Raw genomic sequence first — 25,882 nt, 5'->3', positions numbered from 1 at the left:
TTAGAGTTCCGCGAAACAGGGGTCTTCTTCGCCCTTCGGCATCGACGCGTTCTGCGTGGAGAACTGGCTCACCACACCGGAATCGGTGACCTGCACCGAGTCGGCGGAGATGCCCATCGGGTAGTTCTCCGTCAGCTGGGCGGTGAAGGCGTCCAGTGCCGGCTGCACCGCTTCGCGCGGCAGGGTGAAGCCCAGCCCGGTGAGCTCGGTGACCTGTAGCGAGAGCCCGTCGTCGACCACGACCGGCTTGGCCTTGATGCTGCCCAGCGTGCCTTCCAGTTCGATGGTGCCCTCGGACGGATTGGTCGTCACCCCGTTGATGAATGCGCCGACGAGCGGTACCGAATCGGCGATCGTCTGCCGGATGCCGTCGGCCGACCAGGTGATGTGGGCGACCAGCGAGCCGACCGAACCGCTGGAAGTGGCGGTGTCCTCGAGCCGCACGTCGTTGATCTCCAGGACCACCTTCATCCCCTTGGCGTCGCGGATCTGGTTGCCTGCCGTCTCGATGTGGATGTTGGTGTAGTGCCCGGTCATGTGCTGCCACAAAAACGGGGGCATGACGCCGAACGACGCGCTCGCCTTGTCCTCGACCACGCATTCCACGACGCCGGCCACCACGGTGTTGGCCCGGTTGCGTGCGTAGAGCTCACCGGCGAGCACCCCGGCGAACGTCAGGGCCAGCACGATGACGATGACGAGCACGATCGACAGCGGATCGCGCAACAGGCTGGTCAGCTTGCCCAGGATCGACGGGTCCTCATCTCCGGGGGGCGGCGGCCCGGGCGGGCCGGGTGGCGGTGGCGGGCCGGGAGGCGGTGAGCCCGGCGGCACGCCCGGCTGTTGCGGTGGCGGGCCGGGCTGCGGTGGCGGCTCCGGGCGGGACCACGGATCAGTCATTTGCGCGATTCTGCCTTACCCGAGGAGTTGAACTCCGCGCGGTTGTTCATCACCGCGATCGTCTCGCGGGCCTGGCGCGCGGCGGCCGGGTCGATGTCGGTGACGAGCAGCTGCGGGTCGGCGCCTGCCGACGCGATGACCTGGCCGACCGGCGAGGCAACCAGGCTGCCGCCGACACCGGTGGGACCGGCGGCAGCGATCTCGTCACCCGGGTAGGCCTGGTCGACGGCGGCGACGAAGCCGGTGGTGTCGATCGCGCGGGCCCGGGCCAAGAGCGTCCACTGGTCGAGCTTGCCGTCGCCGCTGCCCCACGAGGCGTGCACGGTGATCAGTTGTGCTCCGCGGCGGGCCAATTCCACGTAGAGCTCGGGGAAGCGGACGTCGTAGCACAGGGTGAGGCCGACGACGACACCGTCGACGTTGATCGTCACCGGCTCACGGCCGGGCGCGACGGTTCTGGATTCGGCGAACCCGAACGCGTCGTAGAGATAGATCTTGTCGTAGTGCGCATCGACGAGCCCGTCGGTGCTGGGGCCCGTCGCGATCAACGTGTTGGTCACCCGCCCGTCGGGGGCCGGTACGAACATGCCCGCGACCACGACGATGCCGGCCCGTTCGGCGATGGCCCGCACGCCCGCGGCCCACGGCCCGTCCCGCGGTTCGGCGATCGGGCCGAGCGGCACCCCGAACCGGCACATCGTGGCCTCGGGAAACAACACCATCCGCGCGCCGGCGTCGGCGGCGCGGCGGGTGTACTCCTCGACCAGCCCCAGGTTTGCCGCCGGTTCGGCGCCGCTGAGGATCTGCGCCAGCGCAATCCGCATGGTGCCGAGCCTAGACGGGCCGCCGTCGCCCAAATGGTGCGCTCGGCGGCCAGCGCGCTCAATGATGCCGCGAGATCCAGTGCGCGGCGAACTCCTCCTCCGCGTCGAAGAGGTACTTGATGTGGTGCAAGATCAGGTCCTCGAGCGCACCGCCGACCAACGGAATCGACACCTTGCAGACGCTGGCCAACCGCAACTGGCTGCCGGCGTCGGTGTCGGTCAGAACGTACTGGCCGCCGAACCGGCCGGGCCCACGCGGTATGGACGCCGCGTAGTGGCCCTTGGCCCGATTGTTCGCGTGGTCGAACGGGTCGAAATGCTGCTTGCGGGTGATGACCATGTCGGAGGGCACCACCGACCGCGCGATCGCAGGCAACTCCGAGCGCGGCACCTCTTGCACAAACACGATGTCGGTGCCCCGCTCATCGGAGGAGAACGACGTGATCTCCGACGGGCTCAGCCGCCGATAGGCGCCCATCAGGCTTTGCCAGTAGTCGCGGCTGGTGAAATCCTGATACATCTTCTCCGCGGGCACGTCGAACGCGATGGTGTACTCCATGCGACGCGACATGGCGCCTAAGTCTACTTATTGACTAGGCGTTTTCGGTGATCCACATGGTGGTGAAGCGTTCTTCGGCGATGAGCAGCTCCGTCAGCTGAGAGCCGATGAAGTTCTCGATCTTGCCGCCCACCAGTGGCACCCGAACCTCGACAGCGACGCTGAACTCGAGCCGCGAGCCGCTGCCTGAGGTTGCCGGCTTCAACACGGCGGTGCCGGACAGGCTGGCAGGGGCGCCCCCGATCGAACCGTTGACCGTCGCGCCGGCGCGTCCGTCGTGCACCGGGCTCCACGTCTCCTCGCGGATGACGCTCAGATCGCCGCGGTGAAACTGCGTGACCAGGCCGGGCAACCGGTCGGCACGCAACATCTGGGTGGTGACCACGTCGATTCCGCCGTCCTCGGTGACCGCCATCGAGTCCAGCGAGTAGTCGTCGGCGCCGGAATCGGCCAGCCGAGCCCACCAATACCGCTCGTCGCGGAAGGCCCGGTGCACCTGTTCGACGCTGCCCCCGTATTCGGCGGCCATGTCGAATGAACGCGGCATAGCTGGCCACGCTACCGTTACCGCCCGTGGTCACATCGGTCATAGGGGGCGCGTCCGTCGCCGAGGCGGTGCCGCTGGGCCCGCTGACCACGCTGCGGGTCGGTGGGGTCGCACAGCGCCTCATCACCTGCGACACCACTGAAAAAGTGGTGGACGTCGTACGTGCCCTCGGACCCGACGACGACGCGCTCGTCCTCGCCGGCGGATCCAACGTCGTGCTGGCCGATGACCTCACCGACCTGACCGTGATCCTGCTCGCCAACACCGAGGTGACCGTCGAAGACAACGTGGTGCGCGCCGAGGCGGGTGCGGTGTGGGACGACGTCGTCGTGACATCGCTGGCACATGGTCTCGGCGGGCTCGAATGTCTTTCCGGCATACCGGGTTCGGCGGGCGCCACCCCGGTACAGAACGTCGGCGCATACGGCGCCGAAGTCGCCGACACCTTGCGTCGCGTGCGGCTGCTGGACCGTCGCACCGGCGAGGACCGGTGGGTCGCCGCGCACGCGCTGCAGTTCGGGTACCGCACCAGCGCCCTCAAGCACTCGCACGACGCGATCGTGCTCGAAGTGGAGTTCGCGCTCGACACCAACGGCCGCAGCGCCCCGATGCGCTACGGCGAACTGGCCACTGCTCTGAAAGTGGAGGCCGGGGCGCACGTCGACCCCGTGCGGGTGCGGGACACGGTGCTGGAGTTGCGGGCGCGCAAGGGCATGGTGCTCGATGAGGCCGACCACGACACCTGGAGTGTGGGGTCCTTCTTCACCAACCCGGTGGTGTCACGCGCGGAGTTCGAGCGGCTGCGCACCAGCGTCGACAGCCCCGTGCCCAACTACCCGGCCGCCGACCAGGTGAAGCTCGCCGCCGGCTGGCTCGTCGAACGCGCCGGCTTCGCGAAAGGCTATCCGGGCGACGACGCCCCGGCGCGGCTGTCCACCAAGCACGCGCTGGCGATCACCAACCGGGGCGCGGCCACGGCGGCCGACGTGATCGCGCTGGCACGGACCGTACGCGACGGTGTCAGAACGACATTCGGGATCGAACTCACACCCGAGCCTGCGCTGGTCGGCTGCCGTATCTAGGTACGCTGGGAACGCGTGAGCCCCAGCCCGATTTTCGACGCCTGGCCGCCGCAGATCAGCCGGCGGCGCGCCCTGACCGCGCTGGTGGTCGGTGTCGTCGCGCCCGGGACGCTGGCGGCCTGTGCCGGGTCCAGCACGACATCGGGGGAGGCGGCCGCACCTCCGGCGCCGACGGTGACGTCGGAACCGGCCGACGCGGCCACCGACGTCTCACCGGTCGCACCGGTGCGTGTCGCGGTCACCGACGGCTGGTTCCAGCGGGTCGCGCTGACCAACGCGGACGGCAAGGTGGTCGCGGGCACGCTCAACCGGGATCGCACCGAGTTCACCGTGTCCGAGCCGCTCGGTTACGGCTCGCGGTACACCTGGAGCGGTTCGGTCGTCGGCCGCGACGGCAAGGCCGTTCCGTTGGCAGGCGCGTTCACCACGCTGGCCCCGACGAAACAGGTCAACGGCCGGTTCCAGCTCGCCGACGGTCAGGTCGTCGGCGTAGCGGCGCCCATCATCCTGCAGTTCGACGCGTCGATCAGCGACAAGGCCTCCGTCGAGGAAGCCGTCACCGTGACCACCGACCCGCCCGTCGAGGGCAGTTGGGCGTGGCTGCCCGATGAGGTCGGCGGCTCGCGGATGCACTGGCGCCCCCGGGACTACTTTCCAGCCGGTACCAAGGTCAACGTCGACTCGCGCCTCTACGGTGTGCCGTTCGGCGACGGCGCCTACGGCGCGCAGGATGCGACTCTGCACTTCGAGATCGGCCGCCGGCAGGTGGTGCGCGGGCACGCGCCGTCGCACCGCATCCAGGTGCTCGACGCCGACGACGCGGTGATCATGGACTTCGCCTGCAGCTACGGCGAGGGCGATCTGGACCGCAACGTCACCCGCAGCGGTATCCACGTCGTCACCGAGAAGCATCTGGACTTCTACATGAGCAACCCGGCTGCCGGTTACTCCAACGTGCACATGCGCCACGCCGTGCGCATCTCCAACAACGGCGAGTTCATCCACGCCAACCCGGGCAGCCTGGGCTCGCAGGGCAGCAGCAACGTGACCAACGGCTGCATCAACCTGTCGCCGGGCGACGCCGAGCAGTACTACAACAGCGCCATCTACGGGGACCCGGTCGAGATCACCGGCACCCGCCTGGAGTTGTCCTACGCCGACGGTGACATCTGGGACTGGGTGGTGCCGTGGGACGAGTGGGTCGCGATGTCGGCGCTGGACGAGAAGCCCGCACCCGAGGCGATTCCCGATTCCGCTCCCGCGACGCCCTCGGGCGGCCCGACGGGTGCGCCGCAACCCGCCGGCCGCTGAGCGGTTTGTGTGCGGTTTGTTGCGCTCACCGCGCCTAAACGCACACAAATCACCCGTCAGCGGCGGTTGAAGCGGGTGGCGCTGGCCTGATCGCGCGGGCGGATCACGATCGAATCCAGGTTGACGTGCGAGGGCCGTGACGCGACGAACCCGATCACCTCGGCGACGTCCTCGGCCACCAGCGGCGTCACCCCCTGGTACACCTTCTCGGCGCGCTGCACGTCGCCTTCGAACCGGCGCAGCGAGAAATCCGTCTTCACCATGCCCGGCGCGATCTCGGTGAGCCGCACCGGTTTTCCCAACAGCTCCCCGCGCAGCGTGCGATGCAGCGCGGCCTGTGCGTGTTTGGCCGACGTGTACCCCGACCCGTTGTCGTAGGTCTCGAACGCCGCGATCGAGGTGACGGTGACGATCAGCCCGTCGCCGGAGTCGATCAGCTTCGGCAGCAGCGCCCGCGTGACCCGCAGCGTGCCGAGCACGTTGGCCTCCCACATCCACCGCCAGTTGTCGATGTCGGCCTCGGCCACCGACTCCAGTCCGCGGGCGCCGCCGGCGTTGTTGACCAGCACATCGACGCGGTCCAGGGCCTCGGCCAGCGCCGCCACATCCTGCTCGGACGCGACGTCCGTCACGCTCGCGGTACCGCCGATCTCGTTGGCCAGCGCCTCGACACGCTCCGCCCGACGCGCCACGCAGACCACGTGAAATCCTTGTGCCGCAAGAGTTCTCGCGGTTGCCTCGCCGATGCCGGCGCTGGCACCGGTGACCACCGCGACCCGACTCCCGGTCTGTGGTGTCGTCATCTGCCCAACCTTAGTTGTCGTGCTGTTCCCACCGCATGAGCCCGATCAGCGCGCGACCGGGTTCACCCAGCGGATCTCGGTGAAGCGGGCGAAGTCGCTGTCGGCGCTGATCATCGTGAGGCCGTGCTCGATGCACAGCGCTGCCAGTACGGCGTCGGCGATGAGGTTGGCCCGAAGGTCGAGGTCGCGCACCAGCCGGCCGAGGATCTCCCGGTGCGTCCGCCCGGCCTGGGGAATCCAGGTGGTCGGCGCGTCGAGCCAGTCCTCGACAAAAGACCACGCCTCACCGGGCGTCATCGGGTTGCGGAGCGCCCGAGGATGGGTGCCGATGCGGACGAAGGCCGTCAGCGACTGCCACGGTATGGCCACCCGGCGCGTGCCGTTGAGCGCCTGCTCGAGCCAGTCGCGTGCCGGTTCATGGAAGGGGCTGTCGGTGTCATGCGCGTATAGCAGCACGTTGGCGTCGACGAGCACTCAGCGCGCCTCGACGCCTTCGAGGTCTTCTAGAGCGGCGGCCACGTTGGAGACATCGATTCGGATACCGGAGGCCCGGGTGCGCTGCTGGAACTGCGGAGCGTCGGGTCGAGGCATCAGGCCGCGACGGATCAGTTCGTTCACCGCTTGGCTGACGCCGATTCCGAGCTCCTGGCGCAGCTGCTCGACAGCCTTGGCGGTGTCCGGGTCGAACTCCACTGTCGTACGCATGGGTAAATCTTAACATCAGCGTGTAGCCGACCACGCATACGAATGCGCAGACCGACCGCCCTTGGAGGCATCCCGCGCCCGCGGTGTAGACATGAGTGTGTGCGTCTAGTCACCGATGTGCCCGGAGACGATGTCGCCGGCGGCCCGGCTCCGCGACGCGTCGCAGTTCTGTCGGTGCACACGTCGCCGCTGGCCCAGCCCGGTATGGGCGATGCCGGCGGCATGAATGTCTACGTCTTGCAGACCGCTCTGCAGATGGCGCGGCGCGGTGTCGAGGTGGAGATCTTCACGCGTGCGACCTCCTCGGCCGACGCGCCCGTCGTGCCGGTGGCGCCCGGTGTGCTGGTGCGCAACGTCGTGGCCGGGCCGTTCGAGGGCCTCGACAAATACGATCTGCCCACCCAGCTGTGCGCGTTCACCGCGGGCGTGCTGCGCGCCGAGGCCACCCACGAGCCCGGCTACTACGACATCGTGCACTCCCACTACTGGTTGTCGGGTCAGGTCGGCTGGCTGGCCCGCGACCGGTGGGCGGTGCCGCTGGTGCACACCGCGCACACGCTGGCGGCGGTCAAGAACGCCGCGCTGGCCGACGGTGACGCGCCCGAACCGCCGCTGCGCGCGGTCGGTGAGCAGCAGGTGGTCGACGAGGCCGACCGGTTGATCGTCAATACCGAACTCGAAGCCCAACAACTGATTTCGTTGCATTCGGCCGATCCGGACCGCATCGACGTCGTGCACCCTGGCGTCGACCTGGACACGTTCACCCCGGGTGACCGGCGCGCAGCCCGCGCCGCGCTGGGCCTGGATCTCGATGCGCCGACGGTGGGTTTCGTCGGGCGCATCCAGCCGCTCAAGGCACCCGATGTGGTGCTGCGCGCGGCGGCCAAGCTGCCGGGGGTGCGGGTGCTGGTGGCCGGCGGGCCGTCGGGCACGGGGCTGGCGGCGCCCGACGGGCTGATTCGGCTGGCCGACGATCTGGGTATCGGCGACCGGGTGACGTTCCTGCCGCCGCAGTCGCGCGAGCTACTGGTCAACGTGTACCGGGCCGCCGACCTGATCGCGGTGCCGAGCCATTCGGAGTCGTTCGGTCTGGTCGCCGTCGAGGCGCAGGCATGCGGCACCCCGGTGGTGGCCGCCGCGGTCGGCGGGCTGCCCGTGGCCGTGCGCGACGGGGTCAGCGGCACCCTGGTGCATAGCCACGACATCGACGACTGGTCCGCGGCCCTCGGGGCGCTGTTGGAGCGGGACCCGGCCACGTTGAGCAGCGCGGCCGTCGCGCACGCCTCGACGTTCTCCTGGTCGCACACCGTCGACGCGCTGCTGGCCAGCTACGGCCGCGCGATCAGCGACTACCGCGCACGGCATCAACCCCGCGACGCCGCCGCGCGTCGCAACGGACGCATCTTCACCAGACGACGGGTACGGGCATGAACAGCGCAGACGTCGAGCAGATCATCGAGGACGCCTGCAAGGAGAGCCAACTGGTCTGTACCCGCCACGAGGGCGCACACGGCGGACTGCCCGGGATCATCGTCGAGCTGCCCGGTGAGCGTCGCCTGGTGACCAACACGATCCTGTCCATCGGTGAGCACTCGGTGCGCGTCGAGGCGTTCGTGTGCCGCAAACCTGACGAGAACCACGAGGGCGTCTACCGCTTTCTGCTCAAGCGCAACCGCCGGATGTACGGTGTGGCCTACACCCTCGACAACGTCGGCGACATCTATCTGGTCGGCCGCATGGCGCTGCATTCGGTGACCCACGACGAGATCGACCGGGTGCTGGGTCAGGTGCTCGAAGCCGTCGACTCCGACTTCAACACGTTGCTGGAGTTGGGTTTTCGTTCGTCGATCCAGAAGGAATGGGAGTGGCGGGTGTCGCGCGGTGAGTCGCTGAAGAACCTGCGGGCCTTCGAACACCTCATCGACGACGACTGATTTTCCCGCCCAAATGCCCCTTTGGGCGGGTTTGTGCGAGTCGATCCCACCATTTCGTCGAACTCGGCGCGGGCTAGTCTCGGTGCCATGGGTAACTCCACGCTCATCCTGCTGCGCCACGGCGAAAGCGAATGGAACGCCAAGAACCTGTTCACCGGATGGGTCGACGTCGACCTCACCGAAAAGGGACGCGCCGAAGCCGTCCGCGCCGGCGAGTTGATGAAGGAGCTCGACCGCAAACCCGACGTGCTCTACACGTCGCTGCTGCGCCGCGCGATCAGCACCGCCAACCTCGCGCTGGACACCGCCGACCGGCACTGGATCCCGGTGCACCGCGACTGGCGACTCAACGAACGCCACTACGGCGCGCTGCAGGGCCTGAACAAGGCCGAGACCAAGGACAAGTACGGCGAAGAGCAGTTCATGACGTGGCGGCGCGGCTACGACACCCCACCGCCGCCAATCGAACCGGGCAGCACCTACAGCGAAGACGGCGACCCGCGCTACGCCGACATCCCCGGCGGCCCGCCGCGCACCGAATGCCTCAAAGACGTCGTGGAACGCTTCGTGCCGTACTACACCGAGGTGATCGAACCCGATCTGCGCGCAGGTAAGACGGTGCTGATCGCCGCACACGGCAACTCGCTGCGCGCGCTGGTCAAGCACCTCGACGGCATGTCCGACGAGGAGATCGTCGGCCTCAACATCCCCACCGGCATCCCGCTGCGCTACGACCTGGACTCCGACCTCAAGCCCACCGTCATCGGCGGGCAGTACCTCGATCCTGAAGCCGCCGCGGCCGGTGCGGCCGCCGTCGCCGCCCAGGGCGCCAAATAGTCTGCCGAGCGGCCGTTTCGGGCGAACACCGGGTGAACAGCAGTCGAATACCTCAGATTTGCTGTGTGACTTATCCCGTTTACGCCGCACGCTGCTGGGATGACGTTCACCGAATGCGTACGCTTCTCGCGTGAGTGTCGTATCGGCGCTACTGCTTGGCGCGGTGGCGTTGCTCGCACTGGTGATCGGTGTCGGGCTCGGGGCGGGCTTTGCTCCCCGCCTGGTGGAGCGTCGACGCCGCAGGACCGCCCAACAAGCCGGCATCACCGTCTCGCAGATGCTCGAACACGTGATCTCGCAGTCTCCGGTGGGCATCGTCGTGGTCGACACCTTCCGTGACGTCGTCTACACCAACGACCGGGCGCGCAAGTTGGGTCTGGTAACCGACCGGCTGCTCGACGACCGAACGTGGCTGGCCGCGCAGCGCACGCTGACCACGGGGGAGGATGTCGAGGTCGACCTGTCGCCGCGTCGACGCAGCACGCCGGGACGGACGGCGCAGTCCATCCGCGGCCATGTGCGGCTGCTGACCGAGGAGGACCGCCGGTTCGCCGTGGTGTACGTCGACGACCAGTCCGAGCACGCACGGATGGAGGCCACCCGCCGAGATTTCGTGGCCAACGTCAGCCACGAACTCAAGACGCCCGTCGGCGCGATGAGCGTGCTCGCCGAGGCACTGCTGGCATCGGCCGACGACCCCGAAACCGCACGCCATTTCGCCGAGAAGATGCTCACCGAGTCGAAGCGGCTGGGCGACATGGTCGGTGAGCTGATCGAACTGTCACGGCTGCAGGGCGCTGAACGGCTTCCGGATCTGGAAGCCGTCGACGTGGACACCGTGGTGTCGGAGGCACTTTCGCGCTACAAGGTGGTTGCCGACAACGCCGACATCGCGATCACCACCGACACCCCGACCGGCTACCGGGTGCTCGGCGATCAGCCGCTGCTGGTCACCGCGCTCGCCAACCTGGTGGCCAACGCAATCGCATACTCGCCCAACGGATCATCGGTGTCGATCAGCCGACGCCGACGTGGGGACAACATCGAGATCGCGGTCACCGACCGCGGTATCGGCATCGACCGCGACGACCAGGAGCGTGTCTTCGAACGCTTCTTCCGCGTCGACAAGGCACGCTCGCGAGCTACCGGTGGCACCGGACTCGGGCTTGCCATCGTCAAACATGTCGCCGCCAACCACAACGGATCCATCCGACTGTGGAGCCAACCAGGCACGGGATCGACGTTCACGCTGTCGATTCCGGCCTATCCCGATCACGAAGACGAGAGGACCGACGAAACGATATGACCAGCGTGTTGATCGTGGAGGACGAGGAGTCCTTGGCTGATCCCCTGGCCTTTCTGCTCCGCAAGGAGGGCTTTGAAGCCACCGTGGTGACCGACGGACCCTCGGCGCTAGCCGAATTCGAGCGGGCCGGTGCCGACATCGTGCTGCTCGACCTGATGCTGCCGGGGATGAGTGGAACCGACGTGTGCCGGCAATTACGTTTGCGCTCAAGTGTTCCCGTCATCATGGTGACGGCCCGCGACAGCGAGATCGACAAGGTCGTCGGCCTCGAGATCGGTGCCGACGACTACGTCACCAAACCGTACTCGGCGCGTGAGTTGATCGCCCGCATCCGGGCGGTGCTGCGCCGCGGTGCCGAGGTCGAGGATTCCGCTATCGGTGAAAGTGTGCTGGAGGCTGGTCCGGTGCGGATGGACGTGGAACGGCACGTGGTCACCGTCAACGGCGAAACGGTCACCTTGCCGCTCAAGGAATTTGACCTTCTGGAGTACCTGCTGCGCAACAGCGGCCGGGTGCTCACCCGCGGCCAGCTCATCGACCGGGTGTGGGGTGCGGACTATGTCGGTGACACCAAAACCCTTGACGTGCATGTGAAACGACTGAGATCCAAGATCGAGGCCGACCCCGCCAACCCGGTGCATCTGGTCACGGTGCGTGGCCTCGGTTACAAGCTCGAGGGCTAGCGATAACTCCCGTGAGCAGACGTGAAAGCCCCCGAAATGCCGCGAAAATGGGGGTGTTCGCGTCTGCTCGCGCTGATTACTCGGCAGCGCGGGTCGCAGGATGGATGGCGATGAGGCCTAATGCGCTGCGCCGCTTGCACATCGCGGCCAGCTCGGCGTAGGCCTTCTCGCCGAGCAGTTCGGTCAGCTCGGGTGCGTAGGACTCCCACACCGGTCGGGCGCCGACGTGAGCGTTCGGGTCGCCGGTGCAGTACCAGTGCAGGTCGGCGCCGCCCTCGCCCCAGCCCCGGCGGTCGTATTCGGTGATCCAGGTCTTGAGGATCTCCGAACCGTCGGGGCGCTCCACCCACTCCTGCACCCGCCGGATCGGCAGCTGCCAGCACACGTCGGGCTTCATCGTCAACGGCTCCACACCCAGCTTCAACGCCTTGCTGTGCAGCGCGCACCCGATGCCGCCCGAAAAACCCGGCCGGTTCAGAAAGATGCAGGCACCCTTGTACTTTCGAGTGCGAAGGTTGGGTTCGCCGTCGTACTCGTCTTCCTCGAGGTAACCCTTCTTGCCCAGCCCTTTGTCCCGGAACTGCCAGTCCTCGTCGGTGAGCTGTTTGACGGCGTCGTCGAGGCGGGCGCGGTCGTCGTCGTCGGACAAAAACGCGCCGTGCGAACAACACCCGTCGTCGGGCCGGCCTTCCACCGTCCCCTTGCACGCGGGCGTGCCGAACACACAGGTCCACCGCGACAGCAGCCAGGTCATATCGGCGGCGATCAGATGCTCGGGGTTGTCGGGGTCGTAGAACTCGACCCACTCACGGGCGAAATCAAGTTCGACCTCTCCGGGGTGCGTGCCAGTCACGTATCCAACGGTAGACCGATTAAGTTGGGTGGGTGCGATTAGGCGTGCTCGACGTGGGCAGCAATACCGTTCACCTTTTGGTGGTGGATGCCCGCCGCGGCGGCCACCCGACGCCGATGAGCTCGACCAAGGCATCGTTGCGGCTCGCCGAAGCAATGGACAACTCCGGCAACCTGACCCGCAGGTGCGCCGACAAGCTGGTCCGCACCGTCGACGAGTTCGCCAGGATCGCGACCAGCTCCGGCTGCGCGGAGCTGATGGCCTTCGCCACCTCCGCGGTGCGCGACGCCACCAACTCCGAGGCGGTGCTCGCGCGGGTGTACGCCGAAACCGGGGTGGAGCTCCAGGTGCTGGGCGGTGTCGAGGAGGCGCGGCTGACGTTTCTGGCCGTGCGCCGCTGGTACGGCTGGAGCGCCGGACGCATCGTCAACATCGACATCGGCGGCGGGTCGCTGGAGCTGTGCAACGGCGTCGACGAGGAACCGGATGTCGCGCTGTCGCTGCCGCTGGGCGCGGGGCGGCTGACCCGCGAGTGGCTGCCCGACGACCCGCCGGGCCGACGCCGGGTCGCGATGCTGCGCGACTGGCTGGCCACCGAACTCGCCGACGCCGGGGCCGAAGTGCTCAAGGCCGGCGCCCCCGACCTGGCCGTGGCCACTTCCAAGACGTTTCGCTCGCTGGCTCGGCTGACCGGAGCGGCACCTTCGGGAGCAGGGCCGAGGGTGAAAAGGACCCTCACCGCGACCGGCCTTAGGCAGCTCATAGCTTTCATCTCTAGGATGACCGCTGCTGACCGCGCGGAGTTGGAAGGGGTGAGCAGCGACCGGGCGCCGCAGATCGTGGCCGGGGCGTTGGTGGCCGAGGCAAGCATGAACGCGCTTGCTGTGGAGACCGTGGACATCTGCCCGTGGGCGTTGCGAGAAGGGCTTATTCTGCGGAAACTCGACAGCGAAGCCAACGGGAGCGACAGTCCGACCACACTGGAAACGTCCGGACGACATGTTGGACGATAGTGACGAGGCCCAGAGGCGACAGACGATGACAGGACCAGACGACAGCAGCAGCAACACGCGACCGATCTCGGTTGCGGAGTTGCTCGCGCGCAACGGCACCATCGGGGCACCACCGCTGGGTGGGCGGCGCAGGCGCCGCCGCGGCGACACGGGTTCGATCACGGTCGCCGAGTTGACCGGCGAGATCCCGATCATCCGCCCCGACGGGGACGTCGACACCGACACCGTCGCGGCCGCAGCGCCGGACACCGGGGCCGATTCCGAGGCTGTGGAGACCGACGGCGCCGTCGCCCAGGCGGTCGAGACCGAAGCTGAAGACGCCGACGTCGCCGAAGTCGCGGAACCCGAAATCGAGGACGAAGCAGCCGACGTTGATGTCGCTGACGCCGAAGACACCGTCGCCGGGGACGCCGCCACCGACGACGACGTCGACGACGATTACGCCGACGCGGTCGCCGACTACGCCGCCTACGTCGAACACCGCGAACAGGACGACGACCTGGACTTCTTCGCACCGTCGCGGCGCCCCGCGTCGGGCCAGCCGACCGACGAGGTGGGCGCCGAGCAGATGAGCCCGGACCCGGTTGTCGGTTGGGCCGACACCGAGACCGACCTGGACGACGCGGACTCACCGACCGAACACGCCGAAACCGACGTCGACGAGGCCGCCGAGGACGACGACGAGCTGCCGTCGTACCTGCGCTCCACGGCCGGACCGCTGTTCGGCGGCCAGACGGTCGCCGACGACCTCGCCCGGCGCGGTACGCGCCCCGGTCCCGAAGACATCGACCTCGACGACCGCGAGGAAGAGGAGGCCGACGAGGTCGACGAGGTTGATGCGGCCCCGGCGGGCAGCCGGATGTCGTCGATCCTGCGGGCGGCCTGGGTGGTCGGGCAGTGCGTCGTCGCGGTCGCGTTCGGCGCGGGCCTGTTCATCGCGTTCGACCAGCTGTGGAAGTGGAACAACATCGTCGCGCTGATGCTGTCGGTGCTGGTGATCCTCGGCCTCGTCGTGGGTGTGCGGGTGGTGCGCAAGACCGAGGACATCGGCAGCACGCTGATCGCGGTGGCGGTCGGCGCCCTGGTCACGCTCGGCCCGCTGGCACTGTTGCAGTCGGGCTAGGCGCCGGCCGATAACCTGTGCGCCCCGCCATCAAGGTCGGTCTGTCGACGGCCTCGGTCTATCCGCTGAGAACCGAGGCCGCGTTTGAGTACGCCGCACGGCTCGGCTACGACGGTGTCGAGCTGATGGTGTGGGCCGAAACGGTCAGCCAGGACGTCAAGGCCGTCGCGAAGCTGTCGGAGCGCTACGGGGTGCCGGTGTTGTCGGTGCACGCGCCGTGTCTGCTGATCTCGCAGCGGGTGTGGGGCGCCAACCCGATCCCCAAACTGGAGCGCAGCGTGCGCGCCGCCGAGGACCTGGGCGCCCAGACCGTCGTCGTGCACCCGCCGTTTCGCTGGCAGCGCCGCTACGCCGAAGGGTTCAGCGAACAGGTCGCCGAACTCGAGGCGTCCAGCGACGTGCTGGTCGCGGTCGAGAACATGTTCCCGTTCCGCGCCGACCGGTTCTTCGGCGCCGGCCAGACGTCGATCGAGCGGATGCGCAAACGCGGCGGAAGGCCCGGACCCGGCATCTCGGCGTTCGCGCCGTCCTACGACCCGCTGGACGGCAACCACGCCCACTACACGCTGGACCTGTCCCACACGGCCACGGCGGGCACCGACGCGGTCGACATGGCCCGCCGGATGGGGGACGGGTTGGTGCACCTGCACCTGTGTGACGGCAGCGGCGCCTCCACCGACGAGCATCTGGTGCCCGGCCACGGCACCCAGCCCGCCGTCGAGATCTGCGAGATGCTGGCGGCCAGCGACTTTGCCGGGCATGTGATCCTTGAGGTGACCACGTCGGGCGCGCGCACCGCCGCCGAGCGTGAAGCGCTGCTGACGGAGTCGCTGCAGTTCGCTCGCGCGCACCTGCTGCGCTGACATTCCCGCTGACGGAGGAAAACCGCACATGGCTGGCTCCACCCTGTTCACCGATGCGATGGCGCTCACCGCGGCCGGTGACGGTGTCTACGACGGTGAGCTCAACGAGCACTGGACGATCGGACCCAAGGTGCACGGCGGCGCGATGCTGGCGTTGTGCGCCAACGCCGCGCGCACCGAGTTCGGGCCGGGCGCCGAGCCGATCGCAGTCTCGGGCAACTTCCTGTGGGCGCCGGACCCCGGGCCGCTGCGGTTGGTCACCACCGTCCGCAAACGCGGCCGCCGGGTCAGCCTGATCGACGTCGAACTCAACCAGGGCGACCGAACCGCCGTGCATGCGGCGGTGACGCTGGGTGTCCCCGAACACCACGTCCCGCCCCTGTTATCGGTCAACCCGGTGATCCCGTTGATGCAGCCCGAGCCGCCGCCAGGCCTGGAGCCGATCGGCCCCGGCCATCCGATGGCCGACATCGTGCACCTGGCCCGCGGCTGCGACATCCGGCCGTCGCTGACCAGCTTTGAGCCCCGCACCGACGGCGGACCGCCGATCATCGAGTACTGGGTGCGGCCCAAGGGCACCGCGCCCGACGTGCTGTTCGCGCTGCTGTGCGGTGACGTGTCGGCTCCGGTCACGTTCGGCGTCAACCGGTTCGGGTGGGCGCCGACGGTGCAGTTGACGGCCTACCTGCGCACCCTTCCTGCCGACGGCTGGTTGCGGGTGATGTGCACGACGGTGCAGATCGGCCAGGACTGGTTCGACGAAGACCACATCGTCGTCGACAGCGAGGGCCACATCGTGGTGCAGACCCGCCAACTCGCGCTGGTGCCCGCCGAATAGCGCGACCCGCATCTGCCATGCTTTGCGGCATGGCGAGAATCGCGATCGTCGGCGGCGGAGGCATGGGTGAGGCGTTGCTGTCCGGGCTGCTGCGCGCCGGACGGCAGGTCAAGGATCTGGTGGTGGCCGAAAAGGACCCCGACCGCGCGAAGTACCTGGCCGACAAACACTCCGTGTTGGTGACGTCGGTCGCCGACGCCGTGGACACCGCCGAGTACGTGATCGTCGCGGTGAAGCCGTTCGACGTCGAAGGTCTGGTCGCCGAGATCGGGGAGGCCGCGGCGCAGGCCGACAGCGACACGGCCGAACAGGTTTTCGTCACGGTGGCGGCCGGGGTGACCACGGCGTTCTTCGAAAACAAGCTGCCCGCCGGTGCACCGGTGATCCGGGTGATGCCCAACGCGCCGGTGGTCGTCGGCGGCGGGGTGAGCGCGCTGGCGCCCGGCCGGTTCGCAACCGCAGCCCACCTCAAGGAGGTGTCGTCGATCTTCGACGCGGTCGGCGGTGTGCTGACCGTGCCCGAGTCGCAACTGGACGCCGTCACCGCGTTGTCGGGCTCGGGCCCGGCGTATTTCTTCCTGATGGTCGAGGCGATGGTGGACGCGGGCGTCGACGCGGGGTTGTCGCGTGCGGTGGCCACCGAGCTGGTCGTGCAGACCATGGCCGGGTCGGCGGCGATGTTGCTGGATCGGCTCGACCAGACCCAGGCGGTAGGCGGTCCGGAGACCGACACCTCGGCCGCACAGCTGCGCGCGACCGTTACCTCGCCCGGTGGTACCACCGCTGCTGGTCTGCGGGAACTCGAAAAGGGAGGTTTGCGGGCTGCCGTGGCCAACGCCGTCGAAGCCGCAAAAACCCGCTCTGAGCAGCTAGGAATTACATCTCAGTAATTCAATTAATTCTGGTCGATTAACCCACACCCGTCGCAGTAACCCCACAAGCCACGCTATTCTCCTGGTTGTAAGCACAGGTCGGTGTGCCAGCGGTGGGGAAGCCGCTGGAACGGCCTGTGCACGACTGGATTGGGTTGCGATGACGTCTATGAACGGGCCATCGGCGCGGGATTCGGCTAGTGGCAAGTCGGCACGCGAAACCGGCTCCGCCGACAGCCAACCGCCACGAGCTCAATTTCTCACCGTCGCCGAAGTGGCCAGCCTGATGAGGGTCAGCAAGATGACGGTGTACCGGCTGGTGCACAACGGAGAGCTGCCTGCCGTGCGGGTCGGCCGCTCGTTCCGGGTGCACGCCAAGGCTGTCCACGACATGCTGGAGAGTTCGTACTTCGACGCCGGATAGCTTGCAGGACGGGCCCGCGCCGCGCACGCGGCGACGGGCGCTGCCCGACCGGGCGTGAGCCGGTCTGCTGACGGAGCCGTTTTCCGTTCTCCGAGGTAACCCCGGTAAGGTAACGGGGTCAAGGTAAAACACCTCGAGGTAGCGGAGTTCATGGGTTCAGTCATCAAGAAGCGGCGCAAGCGGATGTCGAAGAAGAAGCACCGTAAGCTGCTTCGTCGCACCCGGGTGCAGCGCAGAAAGCTCGGCAAGTAACTTTCGCGCGGCCTCGCTAGGCTGACCCGATATGGATTCCGAGGGTCGCTCCGCTGGGCACGTCGACGGGTCTGATGCACGCGACAGTGTGCACTATCCGAAGGTCGTACTGGTTACTGGGGCATGCCGGTTCCTCGGCGGGTACCTCACCGCCCGGCTGGCGCAGAACCCGCTGATCAACCACGTCATCGCCGTCGACGCGGTCGCGCCGAGCAAGGACCTGCTGCGCCGGATGGGCCGCGCGGAGTTCGTGCGCGCCGACATCCGTAACCCCTTCATCGCCAAGGTGATTCGCAACGGCGACGTCGACACCGTGGTGCACGCCGCCGCGGCGTCCTACGCCCCGCGCTCGGGACGGGCCACGCTCAAGGAACTCAACGTGATGGGCGCGATTCAGCTGTTCGCCGCCTGCCAGAAGGCACCGTCGCTGCGCCGCGTGATCCTCAAGTCGACATCGGAGGTCTACGGCGCCAGCGCGCACGACCCGGTGATGTTCACCGAGGACACCAGTGCCCGCCGACCACCGCGCGACGGGTTCGCCCGAGACAGCATCGACATCGAGGGCTACGCGCGGGGTGTGGGCCGGCGCAGAACCGACATCACGGTCACGATCCTGCGACTGGCCAACATGATCGGGCCCGCGATGGACACCGCGTTGTCGCGCTACCTCGCCGGGCCCGTGGTGCCGACGGTGGCCGGGCACGACGCACGGCTGCAGCTGCTGCACGAGCAGGACGCGCTCGGCGCGCTGGAGCGGGCCACGATGGCCGGTAAGCCGGGCACGTTCAACATCGGCGCCCCCGGGATCGTCATGATGAGCCAGGCGATCCGGCGAGCCGGCCGGATACCGCTGCCGTTGCCCCGGCCGGCGCTGGCCGCTGTGGATTCGGTGTGGCGCGCAACTCGCTACACTGAGCTAGATCGCGAGCAATTGAACTATTTGAGCTACGGCAGGGTCATGGACACCTCGCGGATGCGAAATGACCTCGGCTTCAGCCCAAAATGGACGACCGCCGAGGCCTTTGACGATTACGTCCGGGGTCGGGGCTTGACCCCGATCGTCGACCCCGGCTGGGTACGCTCAATGGAGAGTAAAGCCGTGGCAGCGGCGCAACGGTGGGGAAGGTAGTCGCAAAACTTTACATCCGGTGGGAAGAGGGTACCAGCGTGGCGGGCGAGCCGAAGGCGAAAGTCATTCCGCTGCATAAGAATCCGAGTCGTGCAGCGGCGCAGCGGCGATCTGCTGCGCGGGCTGAAAGCGCTCGCCGTCGACATCCCTCGGTGCTCTCCGATCCGCCCGGCAACGCATCGGCCGAGCAGATCGCGGCCGTCATCCACGAGATCGACGAGCATCGCGGGGAGGCGTCCGGCAGCGAGCAGGTCCCCAACGAACTCGCCAAGCGCATCGCCGACGTCGCTGAATTCCTCCGCAAGCGGATGACCGGTGACTACAACGTCGACGAGTTCGGCTTCGACTCCCATCTCAACGACGCGCTGTTTCTGCCGCTGATGCGGGTGTTCTTCAAGTCCTGGTTCCGGGTCGAGGTCAGCGGGATCGAAAACCTGCCGATCTCCGGGCCGGCACTGGTGGTCGCCAACCACGCGGGCGTGCTGCCGTTCGACGGGCTGATGGCGTCGGTGGCAGTGCACGATCACCACCCGACCAACCGCGATCTGCGCCTACTGGCCGCCGACATGGTGTTCGACCTGCCGGTGCTCGGCCACGCCGCGCGCAAGGCCGGCCACACCATGGCCTGCACCGCCGACGCCCACCGGTTGCTGGCCGCCGGCGAGCTCACCGCCGTGTTCCCGGAGGGCTACAAAGGCCTGGGCAAGCACTTCAAGGACCGCTACAAGCTGCAGCGGTTCGGCCGCGGCGGGTTCGTCTCGTCGGCACTTCGTGCCAAGGCGCCCATCGTGCCGTGCTCGATCGTCGGCTCCGAGGAGATCTATCCGATGATCGCCGACGTCAAGCTGCTGGCCCGCCTGCTCGGGCTGCCGTACTTCCCGATCACCCCGTTCTTCCCGCTGGCCGGGCCGGCCGGGATGGTGCCGCTGCCGTCGAAGTGGCACATCCAGTTCGGCGAGCCGATCGAGACCGCCGACTACGACGAGTCGGCCGCCGACGATCCGATGGTCACCTTCGAGCTGACCGACCACGTGCGCGAAACCATCCAGCAGACGCTGTATCAGCTGCTGGCCAACCGCCGCAACACGTTCTTCGGTTAGGCCGAGTGGCCAGTTAACGCCCACTTTGCGCGGCTTCGCGTGCCATAACTGGCCGCTCGCGGGTTAGCTTTTTTGGTTGGCGATCATATTCTTGATGGCCTCGTCGCGGGCCGCGGCGATCTTCGCACTGACCTCGTCGGCCTCGGTGTCCGACGCGGCCTCACCCATCACGGTGATGACGCTGGTGATCACCGGCTTGCCCTCGGCGTCGGTCACCTCGCCGCGGACCTCGGTCACCACCGCGCCGTGCGACTCGGTCACCGAATCGAGGTAGGAGTCGAAGTACAGCTTGTCGCCGGCGACGATGGGCCGGTGAAAGGTCAGCTTCTGGTCGCGGTGCAGCATCCGCTCCATGTTGATCGGGATGTCGAACTGGTTGAAGATCTCCAGCTGCACCCGCCGGCCAGCGACCGCCAGGAAGGTCAGGGAGGCGATCAACGCGTCGTAGCCGCACTCCTTGGCGGCGTCCTCCGAATAGTGCGCCGGATGTTCGTCTTTGACCGCCCTGGCGAACTCACGGATCTTCTCCCGGTCCACCTCGAAGTGATCGGGGTAGCGGTAGTGAGTCCCGATGATGTTTTCGGCGATGGCCATGACGCGCGAGCCTATCAGCGCTCTTGGCGCCGGGACGCGATGGCGGCCAGCGCACCGCCGGCCGCGCCGAGCGCAAGCGCCGACGGCACACCGATGCGCGCGGCCTTGCGGGCGGTGCGGAAATCGCGGATCTCCCAACCCCGTTCGCGAGCGAGCTCACGAAGGTCGGCGTCGGGGTTGATGGCCACGGCCGTGCCGACCAGCGACAGCATCGGCACGTCGTTGAAGCTGTCCGAGTAGGCCGTACAGCGCCTCAGGTTGAGCCCCTCACGGATGGCCAGCGACCGCACCGCGTGCGCCTTGCCGGTGCCGTGCAGAATGTCGCCGACCAGCCGACCGGTGAATACCCCGTCGACCGATTCAGCGACGGTGCCCAGCGCACCGGTCAGCCCCAGCCGTCGCGCGATCGTCGCGGCGAGCTCATACGGCGTCGCGGTGACCAGCCACACCTGCTGGCCGGCGTCGAGGTGCATCTGCGCCAGCGCGCGGGTGCCGGGCCAGATCTTGTCGGCGATGATCTCGTCGTAGATCTCCTCGCCGAGCGCCTCCAGTTCCGCGGTGGGCCGGCCCTCGATGAACGCCAGCGCTTTGCGCTTACCCGCCGCGACGTCATCGCTGTTCTCCCGGCCGATGAGCTGAAACTTGGCCTGCGCGTAGATGAACTTCGCGATATCGCCGTAGGTGAAGTACTTGCGTGCGGCCAGTCCGCGAGCGAAGTGCACCATCGACGACCCGTGCACCAACGTGTTGTCCACGTCGAAGAACGCCGCAGCGGTCAGGTCGGGCGGCGGTGGCGGCGGAGCGCCGTACTCCTCGCCGGCCAGCTCCGTTACGGCCGCTTTGGCGCTGGCTTCACCGGCAGCCTGCTGCGCTTCGGGCGTCGACGGCCCCGCCAGCTGTTCCGTATCAATGCGACCGGATTCGGACACGGTTTCAACCCTAAGTCACCTGGCGGCGATACTTGCGATATGGACCGGCGAGTGGAGCTGCTGACGCGGGACGGCTGTGTGATCTGCGAGGGGGCGGCCACCCAGCTGCGCAGCCTGGCCGACGAGCTGGGCTTCACGCTGACGGTCACCGACGTCGACGCCGTCGCGGCGGCCGGGGATGCCGCGTTGCGCGCGGAGTTCGGCGACCGGCTGCCCGTGGTGCTGCTCGACGGCAGCGAGCACAGCTACTGGGAGGTCGACGAAACCCGGCTGCGCGCCGACCTGGCGATGTGAGCCACGCAATCCCGGCGGGACCTGCCGGAATATCGATTTCAGTGCAGAAATCGCGAAATTTGGTTACCTAAGTGTTCACCGACTACCTTGGATGACATGGTGATGCGGCCGTGAGCGTATTGCTTTTCGGTGTTTCGCACCGCAGTGCGCCGGTGTCGGTCCTCGAGCAACTGAGCACCGACGAGGGCGACCAGGCAAAGATCGTCGACCAGGTGCTGCAGTCCGAGTTGGTGACCGAAGCCATGGTGCTGTCCACCTGCAACCGGGTCGAGGTCTACGCCGTCGTTGACGCGTTCCACGGCGGCCTCTCGGCCATCGGACAGGTGCTCTCCGACCATTCCGGCATGTCGCTGGGTGACCTGACCAAATACGCCTACGTGCGCTACGCCGAAGCCGCCGTCGAGCATCTGTTCGCGGTGGCCAGCGGCCTGGATTCGGCGGTGATCGGCGAACAGCAGGTACTCGGGCAGGTCCGCCGCGCGTACGCCGCCGCGGAGGCCAACCACAGCGTCGGCCGCACCCTCCACGAGCTGTCCCAACGCGCGCTTTCGGTCGGTAAGCGGGTGCACTCGGAGACGGGCATCGACGCCGCGGGCACGTCGGTGGTGTCGGTGGCGCTGGGCATCGCCGAAAGCAAGCTCGGCTCGCTGGCCGGACGCACCGCGGTCGTGGTCGGCGCCGGCTCGATGGGTTCGCTCACGGCTAAACACCTGATCCGCGCCGGCATAGAGAGCGTGCACGTGGTGAACCGGTCGCTGGAGCGGGCCCGTCTACTCGCCCAGCATGTCCGCGACCAGGGCGTCGTCGCCGAGGCCTATCCGCTCGACCACATGGCGGGCGTGCTCGGCAACGCCCACGTCGTGATCTCTTGCACCGGCGCGGTGCGGCCGGTGGTCTCGCTGGCCGACGCGCACCGCGGGCTGGCCGGCCGCAGGCAGCCCGACCAGCTGGTGATCTGCGACCTCGGTATGCCGCGCGACGTCGACCCGTCGATCTCGGGTCTGCCTGACGTCTACGTCGTCGACATGGAGCGCATCCAGCGCGAGCCCTCGGCGCGCGCCGCGGCCTCCGACGCCGAAGCCGCCCGCACGATCGTCGCCGCCGAGGTTGCCAACTACCTGGCCGGGCAGCGCATGTCGGAGGTCACCCCGACCGTCACCGCGCTGCGGCAGCGGGCCGCCGACGTCGTCGAAGCCGAGTTGCTGCGCCTGGACAACCGGCTGCCCGAACTGAACGCCGCGCACCGCGCCGAGGTCGCCAAGACCGTGCGGCGGGTGGTCGACAAGCTGTTGCACGCGCCGACCGTGCGGGTCAAACAACTAGCCAGTGCACCGGGCGGCGACAGCTACGCCGAGGCGCTGCGCGAGCTCTTCGAGCTCGACCAGCAGGCCGTCGACGCTGTCGCCGCTGGTGAATTGCCCTTGCGGGCAACCGACTTCGACAAAACCGAGTAACGCTTGACGAATCGTCGCCCCAAACTTCGGATCGGCACCCGCGGCAGCCTGTTGGCCACCACCCAGGCGGGTACCGTGCTGGACGCCCTGACCGCGCGCGGGCACGATGCCGAGCTGGTCATCATCTCCACCGAAGGTGACCGCAACATGGGCCCGATCGCCGACATCGGGGTGGGGGTGTTCACCGCGGCGCTGCGCGAGGCCATCCACGACGGCCGGGTCGATCTGGCCGTGCACTCCTGTAAAGATTTGCCCACGGCCGTCGACCCGCGGTTCACGATCGCTGCAACACCCCCGCGCGAGGACCCTCGCGACGCGTTGTGCGCCCGCGACGGGTTGGTGCTGGGGGAGTTGCCGGCCGGCTCGACCATCGGCACATCGAGCCCGCGGCGGATCGCGCAGCTTAGGGCATTGGGTCTCGGTTTGGAAATCCGCCCCCTAAGAGGCAACCTAGATACCAGGTTGAACAGGGTTAGCAACGGTGATCTCGACGGCATCGTGGTCGCACGGGCGGGACTGGCCCGCATCGGGCGACTGGCCGATGTCACCGAGGCTCTCGAGCCGGTGCAGATGTTGCCAGCGCCGGCTCAGGGTGCGCTCGCGGTGGAGTGCCGCGCAGACGACACCGAGCTTGCCGCGCAGCTGGCGGAGTTGAACGACGCCGACACCCGCGCAGCAATCACCGCTGAACGAGCCCTGCTCGCCGAACTGGAGGCGGGTTGTTCCGCACCGGTGGGCGCGATCGCCGAGGTGGTCGAGTCCATCGATGAGGACGGCCGGGTCTTCGAAGAGCTGTCGCTGCGCGGCTGCGTGGCGGCGCTGGACGGATCCGACGTGATCCGCGCGTCCGGGATCGGAACTCCCGATCGGGCACGAGAGGTGGGGCTCTCGGTGGCCAGGGAGCTGTTCGAGCTCGGGGCGCGCGAAATCATGGCGGATCGCACTGAGCTGTAGAGCGGAGTGACGAGAGATGACAGGCCAGAGTAGCGGGCGAGGTCGCAAGCCGACGCCGGGCCACATCACATTCGTCGGCTCAGGCCCGGGAGATCCCGGCCTGCTGACGTTGCGGGCCCGCGCGGTGTTGGTCAACGCCGCCCTGGTGTTCGCTGACCCCGACGTGCCGGAGGCCGTTCGTGCCCTGGTGGGGGCGGAGTTGCCGCCGCCGGCGGGTCCCGAGCCTGCTGAGGCGGCTGCGGATGCCGATGGGGAAACCTCGGCGATTCCCGGTGGCCCGGACGTCCGGTCGGCGGTCGGCGAACCGGCCGAGGTCGCCAAGGCGCTGGCCACCGAGGCCCGCACAGGTGTCGACGTGGTGCGGCTGGTGGCAGGTGACCCGCTGTCGACCGATGCGGTGATCACGGAGGTGTCGGCGTTGGCCAAGACGCAGTTGAGCTTCGAGGTCGTGCCGGGGCTGCCCGACACCACCGCGGTGCCGACGTATGCGGGTCTTCCGCTGGGTTCGGCGCACACCGTCGCCGACGTCCGCGACCCCAACGTCGACTGGGCGGCCTTGGCGGCCGCGCCCGGCCCGCTGATCCTGCACGCCACCGCGTCGCATCTGCCCGACGCGGCGCGCACGCTGATCGAGTACGGGCTGGCCGAAGCCACCCCGGCCGTGGTGACCGCCAACGGCACCACGTGCCAACAGCGTTCGGCGGAAACCACATTGGTCGGCCTGCTCGACAAGACGGCGCTGGACAAGCCCTCCGGCATGGAGCCGGCCCCGCCGAACGGCGAGTGGGCCCAGGGCGTTCCGCTGGTGGTGACGATTGGTAAGACCGTGAACCACCGCGCCAAACTGAACTGGTGGGAGAGCCGCGCCCTGTACGGCTGGACGGTGCTGGTGCCCCGCACCAAGGACCAGGCCGGCGAGATGAGCGAAAAGCTGGTCGGCCACGGCGCAACGCCGGTCGAGGTGCCGACCATTGCGGTCGAACCGCCGCGCAGCCCGGCGCAGATGGAACGCGCGGTCAAGGGGCTGGTCGACGGCCGGTTCCAGTGGGTGGTGTTCACTTCGACCAACGCGGTGCGCGCGGTGTGGGAGAAGTTCAACGAGTTCGGCCTTGACGCGCGGGCGTTCTCCGGTGTGAAGATCGCCTGCGTCGGTCAGGCCACCGCGGACCGGGTGCGTGCCTTCGGCATCGAACCCGAGCTGGTGCCGTCCGGTGAGCAGTCCTCGTTGGGTCTGCTCGACGACTTCCCGCCGTACGACGACGTTTTCGACCCGGTGAACCGAGTGTTGTTGCCGCGCGCCGACATCGCCACCGAGACGCTGGCCGAGGGGCTGCGTGAGCGCGGCTGGGAGATCGAGGACGTCACCGCGTACCGCACGGTGCGCGCCGCACCGCCGCCGGCGCACACCCGCGAGATGATCAAGACCGGCGGGTTCGACGCGGTGTGCTTCACCTCGAGCTCGACGGTGCGCAACCTGGTCGGCATCGCGGGTAAACCGCATGCCCGCACCATCGTCGCCTGCATCGGGCCCAAAACAGCCGAAACCGCAGCGGAATTCGGTCTGCGCGTGGACGTGCAGCCCGAGGTCGCCGCGGTGGGCCCGCTGGTCGACGCGCTGGCCGAGCACGCCGCACGGCTGCGCGCCGAGGGTGCGCTGCCGCCGCCGCGCAAGAAGAGCCGTCGGCGGTAGCGACGGGAG

30 protein-coding genes are annotated in these 25,882 nt (G+C 68.2%); 20 read left to right on the top strand and 10 right to left on the bottom strand.

The window, feature by feature from the left end; genetic code table 11:
• From ABQF13_RS08580 to ABQF13_RS08565, 4 genes are read right to left on the bottom strand one after another with little or no spacing between them, the layout of a single operon-like run.
• Complete coding sequence (locus tag ABQF13_RS08580) at positions 1-900, bottom strand: LmeA family phospholipid-binding protein (protein WP_448392299.1); 900 nt, start codon at positions 898-900, stop codon at positions 1-3.
• On the bottom strand, positions 897-1,724 hold the full coding sequence (locus ABQF13_RS08575; RefSeq protein WP_448392298.1) for a carbon-nitrogen hydrolase family protein: 828 nt from the start codon (positions 1,722-1,724) through the stop codon (positions 897-899). The genes ABQF13_RS08580 and ABQF13_RS08575 overlap by 4 nt, the downstream gene beginning before the upstream one ends.
• A 58-nt stretch (positions 1,725-1,782) precedes the next feature.
• Positions 1,783-2,295: a DUF2505 domain-containing protein gene (locus ABQF13_RS08570; protein ID WP_448392297.1), complete on the bottom strand. Its 513-nt coding sequence runs from the start codon at positions 2,293-2,295 to the stop codon at positions 1,783-1,785.
• Between the two features lie 22 nt (positions 2,296-2,317).
• Positions 2,318-2,830 carry a DUF2505 domain-containing protein gene (locus tag ABQF13_RS08565; protein WP_448392296.1) on the bottom strand — a complete coding sequence of 171 codons (513 nt, stop codon included), beginning with the start codon at positions 2,828-2,830 and terminating at the stop codon, positions 2,318-2,320.
• Between the two features lie 26 nt (positions 2,831-2,856).
• Here ABQF13_RS08565 and ABQF13_RS08560 point away from each other — a divergent pair, with 26 nt between their 5' ends.
• Together ABQF13_RS08560 and ABQF13_RS08555 are read left to right on the top strand one after the other, a co-directional pair.
• Positions 2,857-3,912 (top strand): UDP-N-acetylmuramate dehydrogenase, encoded by a 1,056-nt coding sequence (locus tag ABQF13_RS08560; protein ID WP_448392295.1) that lies wholly within the window; start codon positions 2,857-2,859, stop codon positions 3,910-3,912.
• 15 nt (positions 3,913-3,927) lie between these two features.
• Positions 3,928-5,223, top strand: coding sequence for a L,D-transpeptidase (locus ABQF13_RS08555; RefSeq protein ID WP_448392294.1), 1,296 nt, complete (start codon positions 3,928-3,930; stop codon positions 5,221-5,223).
• Positions 5,224-5,279: 56 nt separating this feature from the next.
• Here the strand turns inward: ABQF13_RS08555 and ABQF13_RS08550 are convergent, their stop codons facing one another.
• From ABQF13_RS08550 to ABQF13_RS08540, 3 genes are read right to left on the bottom strand one after another with little or no spacing between them, the layout of a single operon-like run.
• Positions 5,280-6,026, bottom strand: a complete 747-nt coding sequence (locus ABQF13_RS08550) for an SDR family oxidoreductase (RefSeq protein ID WP_448392293.1) — start codon at positions 6,024-6,026, stop codon at positions 5,280-5,282.
• A 45-nt stretch (positions 6,027-6,071) separates the two neighbouring features.
• Entirely contained in the window at positions 6,072-6,500 is a 429-nt protein-coding gene (locus tag ABQF13_RS08545; RefSeq protein ID WP_448392292.1) for a TA system VapC family ribonuclease toxin, read from the bottom strand.
• On the bottom strand, positions 6,501-6,731 hold the full coding sequence (locus ABQF13_RS08540) for a CopG family transcriptional regulator (RefSeq protein ID WP_448392291.1): 231 nt from the start codon (positions 6,729-6,731) through the stop codon (positions 6,501-6,503). It lies immediately after the preceding gene.
• A 99-nt stretch (positions 6,732-6,830) separates the two neighbouring features.
• On the opposite strand from ABQF13_RS08540, the gene mshA reads away from it, so the two are divergent.
• The 5 genes from mshA to ABQF13_RS08515 all read left to right on the top strand — a co-directional run bounded on the left by mshA (position 6,831) and on the right by ABQF13_RS08515 (position 11,491).
• Positions 6,831-8,162 (top strand): D-inositol-3-phosphate glycosyltransferase, encoded by a 1,332-nt coding sequence (mshA, locus tag ABQF13_RS08535; protein WP_448392290.1) that lies wholly within the window; start codon positions 6,831-6,833, stop codon positions 8,160-8,162.
• Positions 8,159-8,665 carry a type III secretion system chaperone family protein gene (locus ABQF13_RS08530; protein WP_448392289.1) on the top strand — a complete coding sequence of 169 codons (507 nt, stop codon included), beginning with the start codon at positions 8,159-8,161 and terminating at the stop codon, positions 8,663-8,665. The genes mshA and ABQF13_RS08530 overlap by 4 nt, the downstream gene beginning before the upstream one ends.
• An 87-nt stretch (positions 8,666-8,752) precedes the next feature.
• The gene (locus ABQF13_RS08525; RefSeq protein ID WP_448392288.1) at positions 8,753-9,502 is read left to right on the top strand and encodes a phosphoglyceromutase; all 750 of its coding nucleotides are present in this window, start codon (positions 8,753-8,755) and stop codon (positions 9,500-9,502) included.
• Positions 9,503-9,632: 130 nt separating this feature from the next.
• Complete coding sequence (locus ABQF13_RS08520; RefSeq protein ID WP_448392287.1) at positions 9,633-10,808, top strand: sensor histidine kinase; 1,176 nt, start codon at positions 9,633-9,635, stop codon at positions 10,806-10,808.
• The gene (locus ABQF13_RS08515) at positions 10,805-11,491 is read left to right on the top strand and encodes a winged helix-turn-helix domain-containing protein (RefSeq protein ID WP_448392286.1); all 687 of its coding nucleotides are present in this window, start codon (positions 10,805-10,807) and stop codon (positions 11,489-11,491) included. The genes ABQF13_RS08520 and ABQF13_RS08515 overlap by 4 nt, the downstream gene beginning before the upstream one ends.
• A gap of 76 nt (positions 11,492-11,567) precedes the next feature.
• Here ABQF13_RS08515 and ABQF13_RS08510 read toward each other — a convergent pair whose 3' ends face one another.
• Positions 11,568-12,344, bottom strand: a complete 777-nt coding sequence (locus ABQF13_RS08510) for a DUF3109 family protein (protein WP_448392285.1) — start codon at positions 12,342-12,344, stop codon at positions 11,568-11,570.
• A gap of 32 nt (positions 12,345-12,376) precedes the next feature.
• On the opposite strand from ABQF13_RS08510, the gene ABQF13_RS08505 reads away from it, so the two are divergent.
• The 9 genes from ABQF13_RS08505 (at position 12,377) to ABQF13_RS08465 (ending at position 19,958) form a co-directional block, all read left to right on the top strand.
• Positions 12,377-13,357: a Ppx/GppA family phosphatase gene (locus ABQF13_RS08505; RefSeq protein ID WP_448392284.1), complete on the top strand. Its 981-nt coding sequence runs from the start codon at positions 12,377-12,379 to the stop codon at positions 13,355-13,357.
• A 25-nt stretch (positions 13,358-13,382) separates the two neighbouring features.
• Positions 13,383-14,480, top strand: coding sequence for an Rv0497 family membrane protein (locus ABQF13_RS08500; protein WP_448392283.1), 1,098 nt, complete (start codon positions 13,383-13,385; stop codon positions 14,478-14,480).
• Between the two features lie 17 nt (positions 14,481-14,497).
• Positions 14,498-15,343, top strand: a complete 846-nt coding sequence (locus tag ABQF13_RS08495; RefSeq protein ID WP_448392282.1) for a sugar phosphate isomerase/epimerase family protein — start codon at positions 14,498-14,500, stop codon at positions 15,341-15,343.
• 28 nt (positions 15,344-15,371) lie between these two features.
• Positions 15,372-16,181 (top strand): thioesterase family protein, encoded by an 810-nt coding sequence (locus ABQF13_RS08490; protein WP_448392281.1) that lies wholly within the window; start codon positions 15,372-15,374, stop codon positions 16,179-16,181.
• A 29-nt stretch (positions 16,182-16,210) separates the two neighbouring features.
• Complete coding sequence (gene proC / locus ABQF13_RS08485; protein WP_448392280.1) at positions 16,211-17,071, top strand: pyrroline-5-carboxylate reductase; 861 nt, start codon at positions 16,211-16,213, stop codon at positions 17,069-17,071.
• Between the two features lie 142 nt (positions 17,072-17,213).
• The gene (locus ABQF13_RS08480) at positions 17,214-17,477 is read left to right on the top strand and encodes a helix-turn-helix domain-containing protein (RefSeq protein ID WP_427059206.1); all 264 of its coding nucleotides are present in this window, start codon (positions 17,214-17,216) and stop codon (positions 17,475-17,477) included.
• A 150-nt stretch (positions 17,478-17,627) separates the two neighbouring features.
• Positions 17,628-17,729, top strand: coding sequence for a 30S ribosomal protein bS22 (locus tag ABQF13_RS08475; protein ID WP_003402602.1), 102 nt, complete (start codon positions 17,628-17,630; stop codon positions 17,727-17,729).
• A gap of 31 nt (positions 17,730-17,760) precedes the next feature.
• Positions 17,761-18,858: an SDR family oxidoreductase gene (locus ABQF13_RS08470; protein WP_448392279.1), complete on the top strand. Its 1,098-nt coding sequence runs from the start codon at positions 17,761-17,763 to the stop codon at positions 18,856-18,858.
• A 38-nt stretch (positions 18,859-18,896) separates the two neighbouring features.
• On the top strand, positions 18,897-19,958 hold the full coding sequence (locus tag ABQF13_RS08465) for a lysophospholipid acyltransferase family protein (protein WP_448392278.1): 1,062 nt from the start codon (positions 18,897-18,899) through the stop codon (positions 19,956-19,958).
• 63 nt (positions 19,959-20,021) lie between these two features.
• Here ABQF13_RS08465 and ABQF13_RS08460 read toward each other — a convergent pair whose 3' ends face one another.
• Both ABQF13_RS08460 and ABQF13_RS08455 read right to left on the bottom strand, forming a co-directional pair.
• Positions 20,022-20,552 carry an FAS1-like dehydratase domain-containing protein gene (locus tag ABQF13_RS08460; protein ID WP_448392277.1) on the bottom strand — a complete coding sequence of 177 codons (531 nt, stop codon included), beginning with the start codon at positions 20,550-20,552 and terminating at the stop codon, positions 20,022-20,024.
• Positions 20,553-20,566: 14 nt separating this feature from the next.
• Complete coding sequence (locus ABQF13_RS08455) at positions 20,567-21,481, bottom strand: HAD family hydrolase (RefSeq protein ID WP_448392276.1); 915 nt, start codon at positions 21,479-21,481, stop codon at positions 20,567-20,569.
• A gap of 39 nt (positions 21,482-21,520) precedes the next feature.
• On the opposite strand from ABQF13_RS08455, the gene ABQF13_RS08450 reads away from it, so the two are divergent.
• The 4 genes from ABQF13_RS08450 (at position 21,521) to ABQF13_RS08435 (ending at position 25,873) form a co-directional block, all read left to right on the top strand.
• Complete coding sequence (locus ABQF13_RS08450) at positions 21,521-21,775, top strand: glutaredoxin family protein (protein WP_448392275.1); 255 nt, start codon at positions 21,521-21,523, stop codon at positions 21,773-21,775.
• 110 nt (positions 21,776-21,885) lie between these two features.
• Positions 21,886-23,229, top strand: a complete 1,344-nt coding sequence (locus tag ABQF13_RS08445; protein WP_448392274.1) for a glutamyl-tRNA reductase — start codon at positions 21,886-21,888, stop codon at positions 23,227-23,229.
• 3 nt (positions 23,230-23,232) lie between these two features.
• On the top strand, positions 23,233-24,183 hold the full coding sequence (gene hemC, locus ABQF13_RS08440; protein WP_448392273.1) for a hydroxymethylbilane synthase: 951 nt from the start codon (positions 23,233-23,235) through the stop codon (positions 24,181-24,183).
• 16 nt (positions 24,184-24,199) lie between these two features.
• Positions 24,200-25,873, top strand: a complete 1,674-nt coding sequence (locus tag ABQF13_RS08435; protein WP_448392272.1) for a bifunctional uroporphyrinogen-III C-methyltransferase/uroporphyrinogen-III synthase — start codon at positions 24,200-24,202, stop codon at positions 25,871-25,873.
• The last annotated feature ends 9 nt before the right edge of the window (positions 25,874-25,882 follow it).

The organism is Mycolicibacterium sp. XJ879 (assembly GCF_053483935.1).
Note: the sequence above shows the minus strand (reverse complement) of the source record. Positions and strands in the feature narration are given on the sequence as shown.

Excerpts from the sequence above, each read along its gene's own strand:
- ABQF13_RS08580 (WP_448392299.1), bottom strand. The coding sequence starts at position 900 with ATGACTGATCCGTGGTCCCGCCCGGAGCCGCCACCGCAGCCCGGCCCG.
- ABQF13_RS08575 (WP_448392298.1), bottom strand. The coding sequence starts at position 1,724 with ATGCGGATTGCGCTGGCGCAGATCCTCAGCGGCGCCGAACCGGCGGCA.
- ABQF13_RS08570 (WP_448392297.1), bottom strand. The coding sequence starts at position 2,295 with ATGTCGCGTCGCATGGAGTACACCATCGCGTTCGACGTGCCCGCGGAG.
- ABQF13_RS08565 (WP_448392296.1), bottom strand. The coding sequence starts at position 2,830 with ATGCCGCGTTCATTCGACATGGCCGCCGAATACGGGGGCAGCGTCGAA.
- ABQF13_RS08550 (WP_448392293.1), bottom strand. The coding sequence starts at position 6,026 with ATGACGACACCACAGACCGGGAGTCGGGTCGCGGTGGTCACCGGTGCC.
- ABQF13_RS08540 (WP_448392291.1), bottom strand. The coding sequence starts at position 6,731 with ATGCGTACGACAGTGGAGTTCGACCCGGACACCGCCAAGGCTGTCGAG.
- ABQF13_RS08530 (WP_448392289.1), top strand. The coding sequence starts at position 8,159 with ATGAACAGCGCAGACGTCGAGCAGATCATCGAGGACGCCTGCAAGGAG.
- ABQF13_RS08525 (WP_448392288.1), top strand. The coding sequence starts at position 8,753 with ATGGGTAACTCCACGCTCATCCTGCTGCGCCACGGCGAAAGCGAATGG.
- ABQF13_RS08515 (WP_448392286.1), top strand. The coding sequence starts at position 10,805 with ATGACCAGCGTGTTGATCGTGGAGGACGAGGAGTCCTTGGCTGATCCC.
- ABQF13_RS08500 (WP_448392283.1), top strand. The coding sequence starts at position 13,383 with ATGACAGGACCAGACGACAGCAGCAGCAACACGCGACCGATCTCGGTT.
- ABQF13_RS08490 (WP_448392281.1), top strand. The coding sequence starts at position 15,372 with ATGGCTGGCTCCACCCTGTTCACCGATGCGATGGCGCTCACCGCGGCC.
- proC (WP_448392280.1), top strand. The coding sequence starts at position 16,211 with ATGGCGAGAATCGCGATCGTCGGCGGCGGAGGCATGGGTGAGGCGTTG.
- ABQF13_RS08480 (WP_427059206.1), top strand. The coding sequence starts at position 17,214 with ATGACGTCTATGAACGGGCCATCGGCGCGGGATTCGGCTAGTGGCAAG.
- ABQF13_RS08475 (WP_003402602.1), top strand. The coding sequence starts at position 17,628 with ATGGGTTCAGTCATCAAGAAGCGGCGCAAGCGGATGTCGAAGAAGAAG.
- ABQF13_RS08470 (WP_448392279.1), top strand. The coding sequence starts at position 17,761 with ATGGATTCCGAGGGTCGCTCCGCTGGGCACGTCGACGGGTCTGATGCA.
- ABQF13_RS08460 (WP_448392277.1), bottom strand. The coding sequence starts at position 20,552 with ATGGCCATCGCCGAAAACATCATCGGGACTCACTACCGCTACCCCGAT.
- ABQF13_RS08450 (WP_448392275.1), top strand. The coding sequence starts at position 21,521 with ATGGACCGGCGAGTGGAGCTGCTGACGCGGGACGGCTGTGTGATCTGC.
- ABQF13_RS08435 (WP_448392272.1), top strand. The coding sequence starts at position 24,200 with ATGACAGGCCAGAGTAGCGGGCGAGGTCGCAAGCCGACGCCGGGCCAC.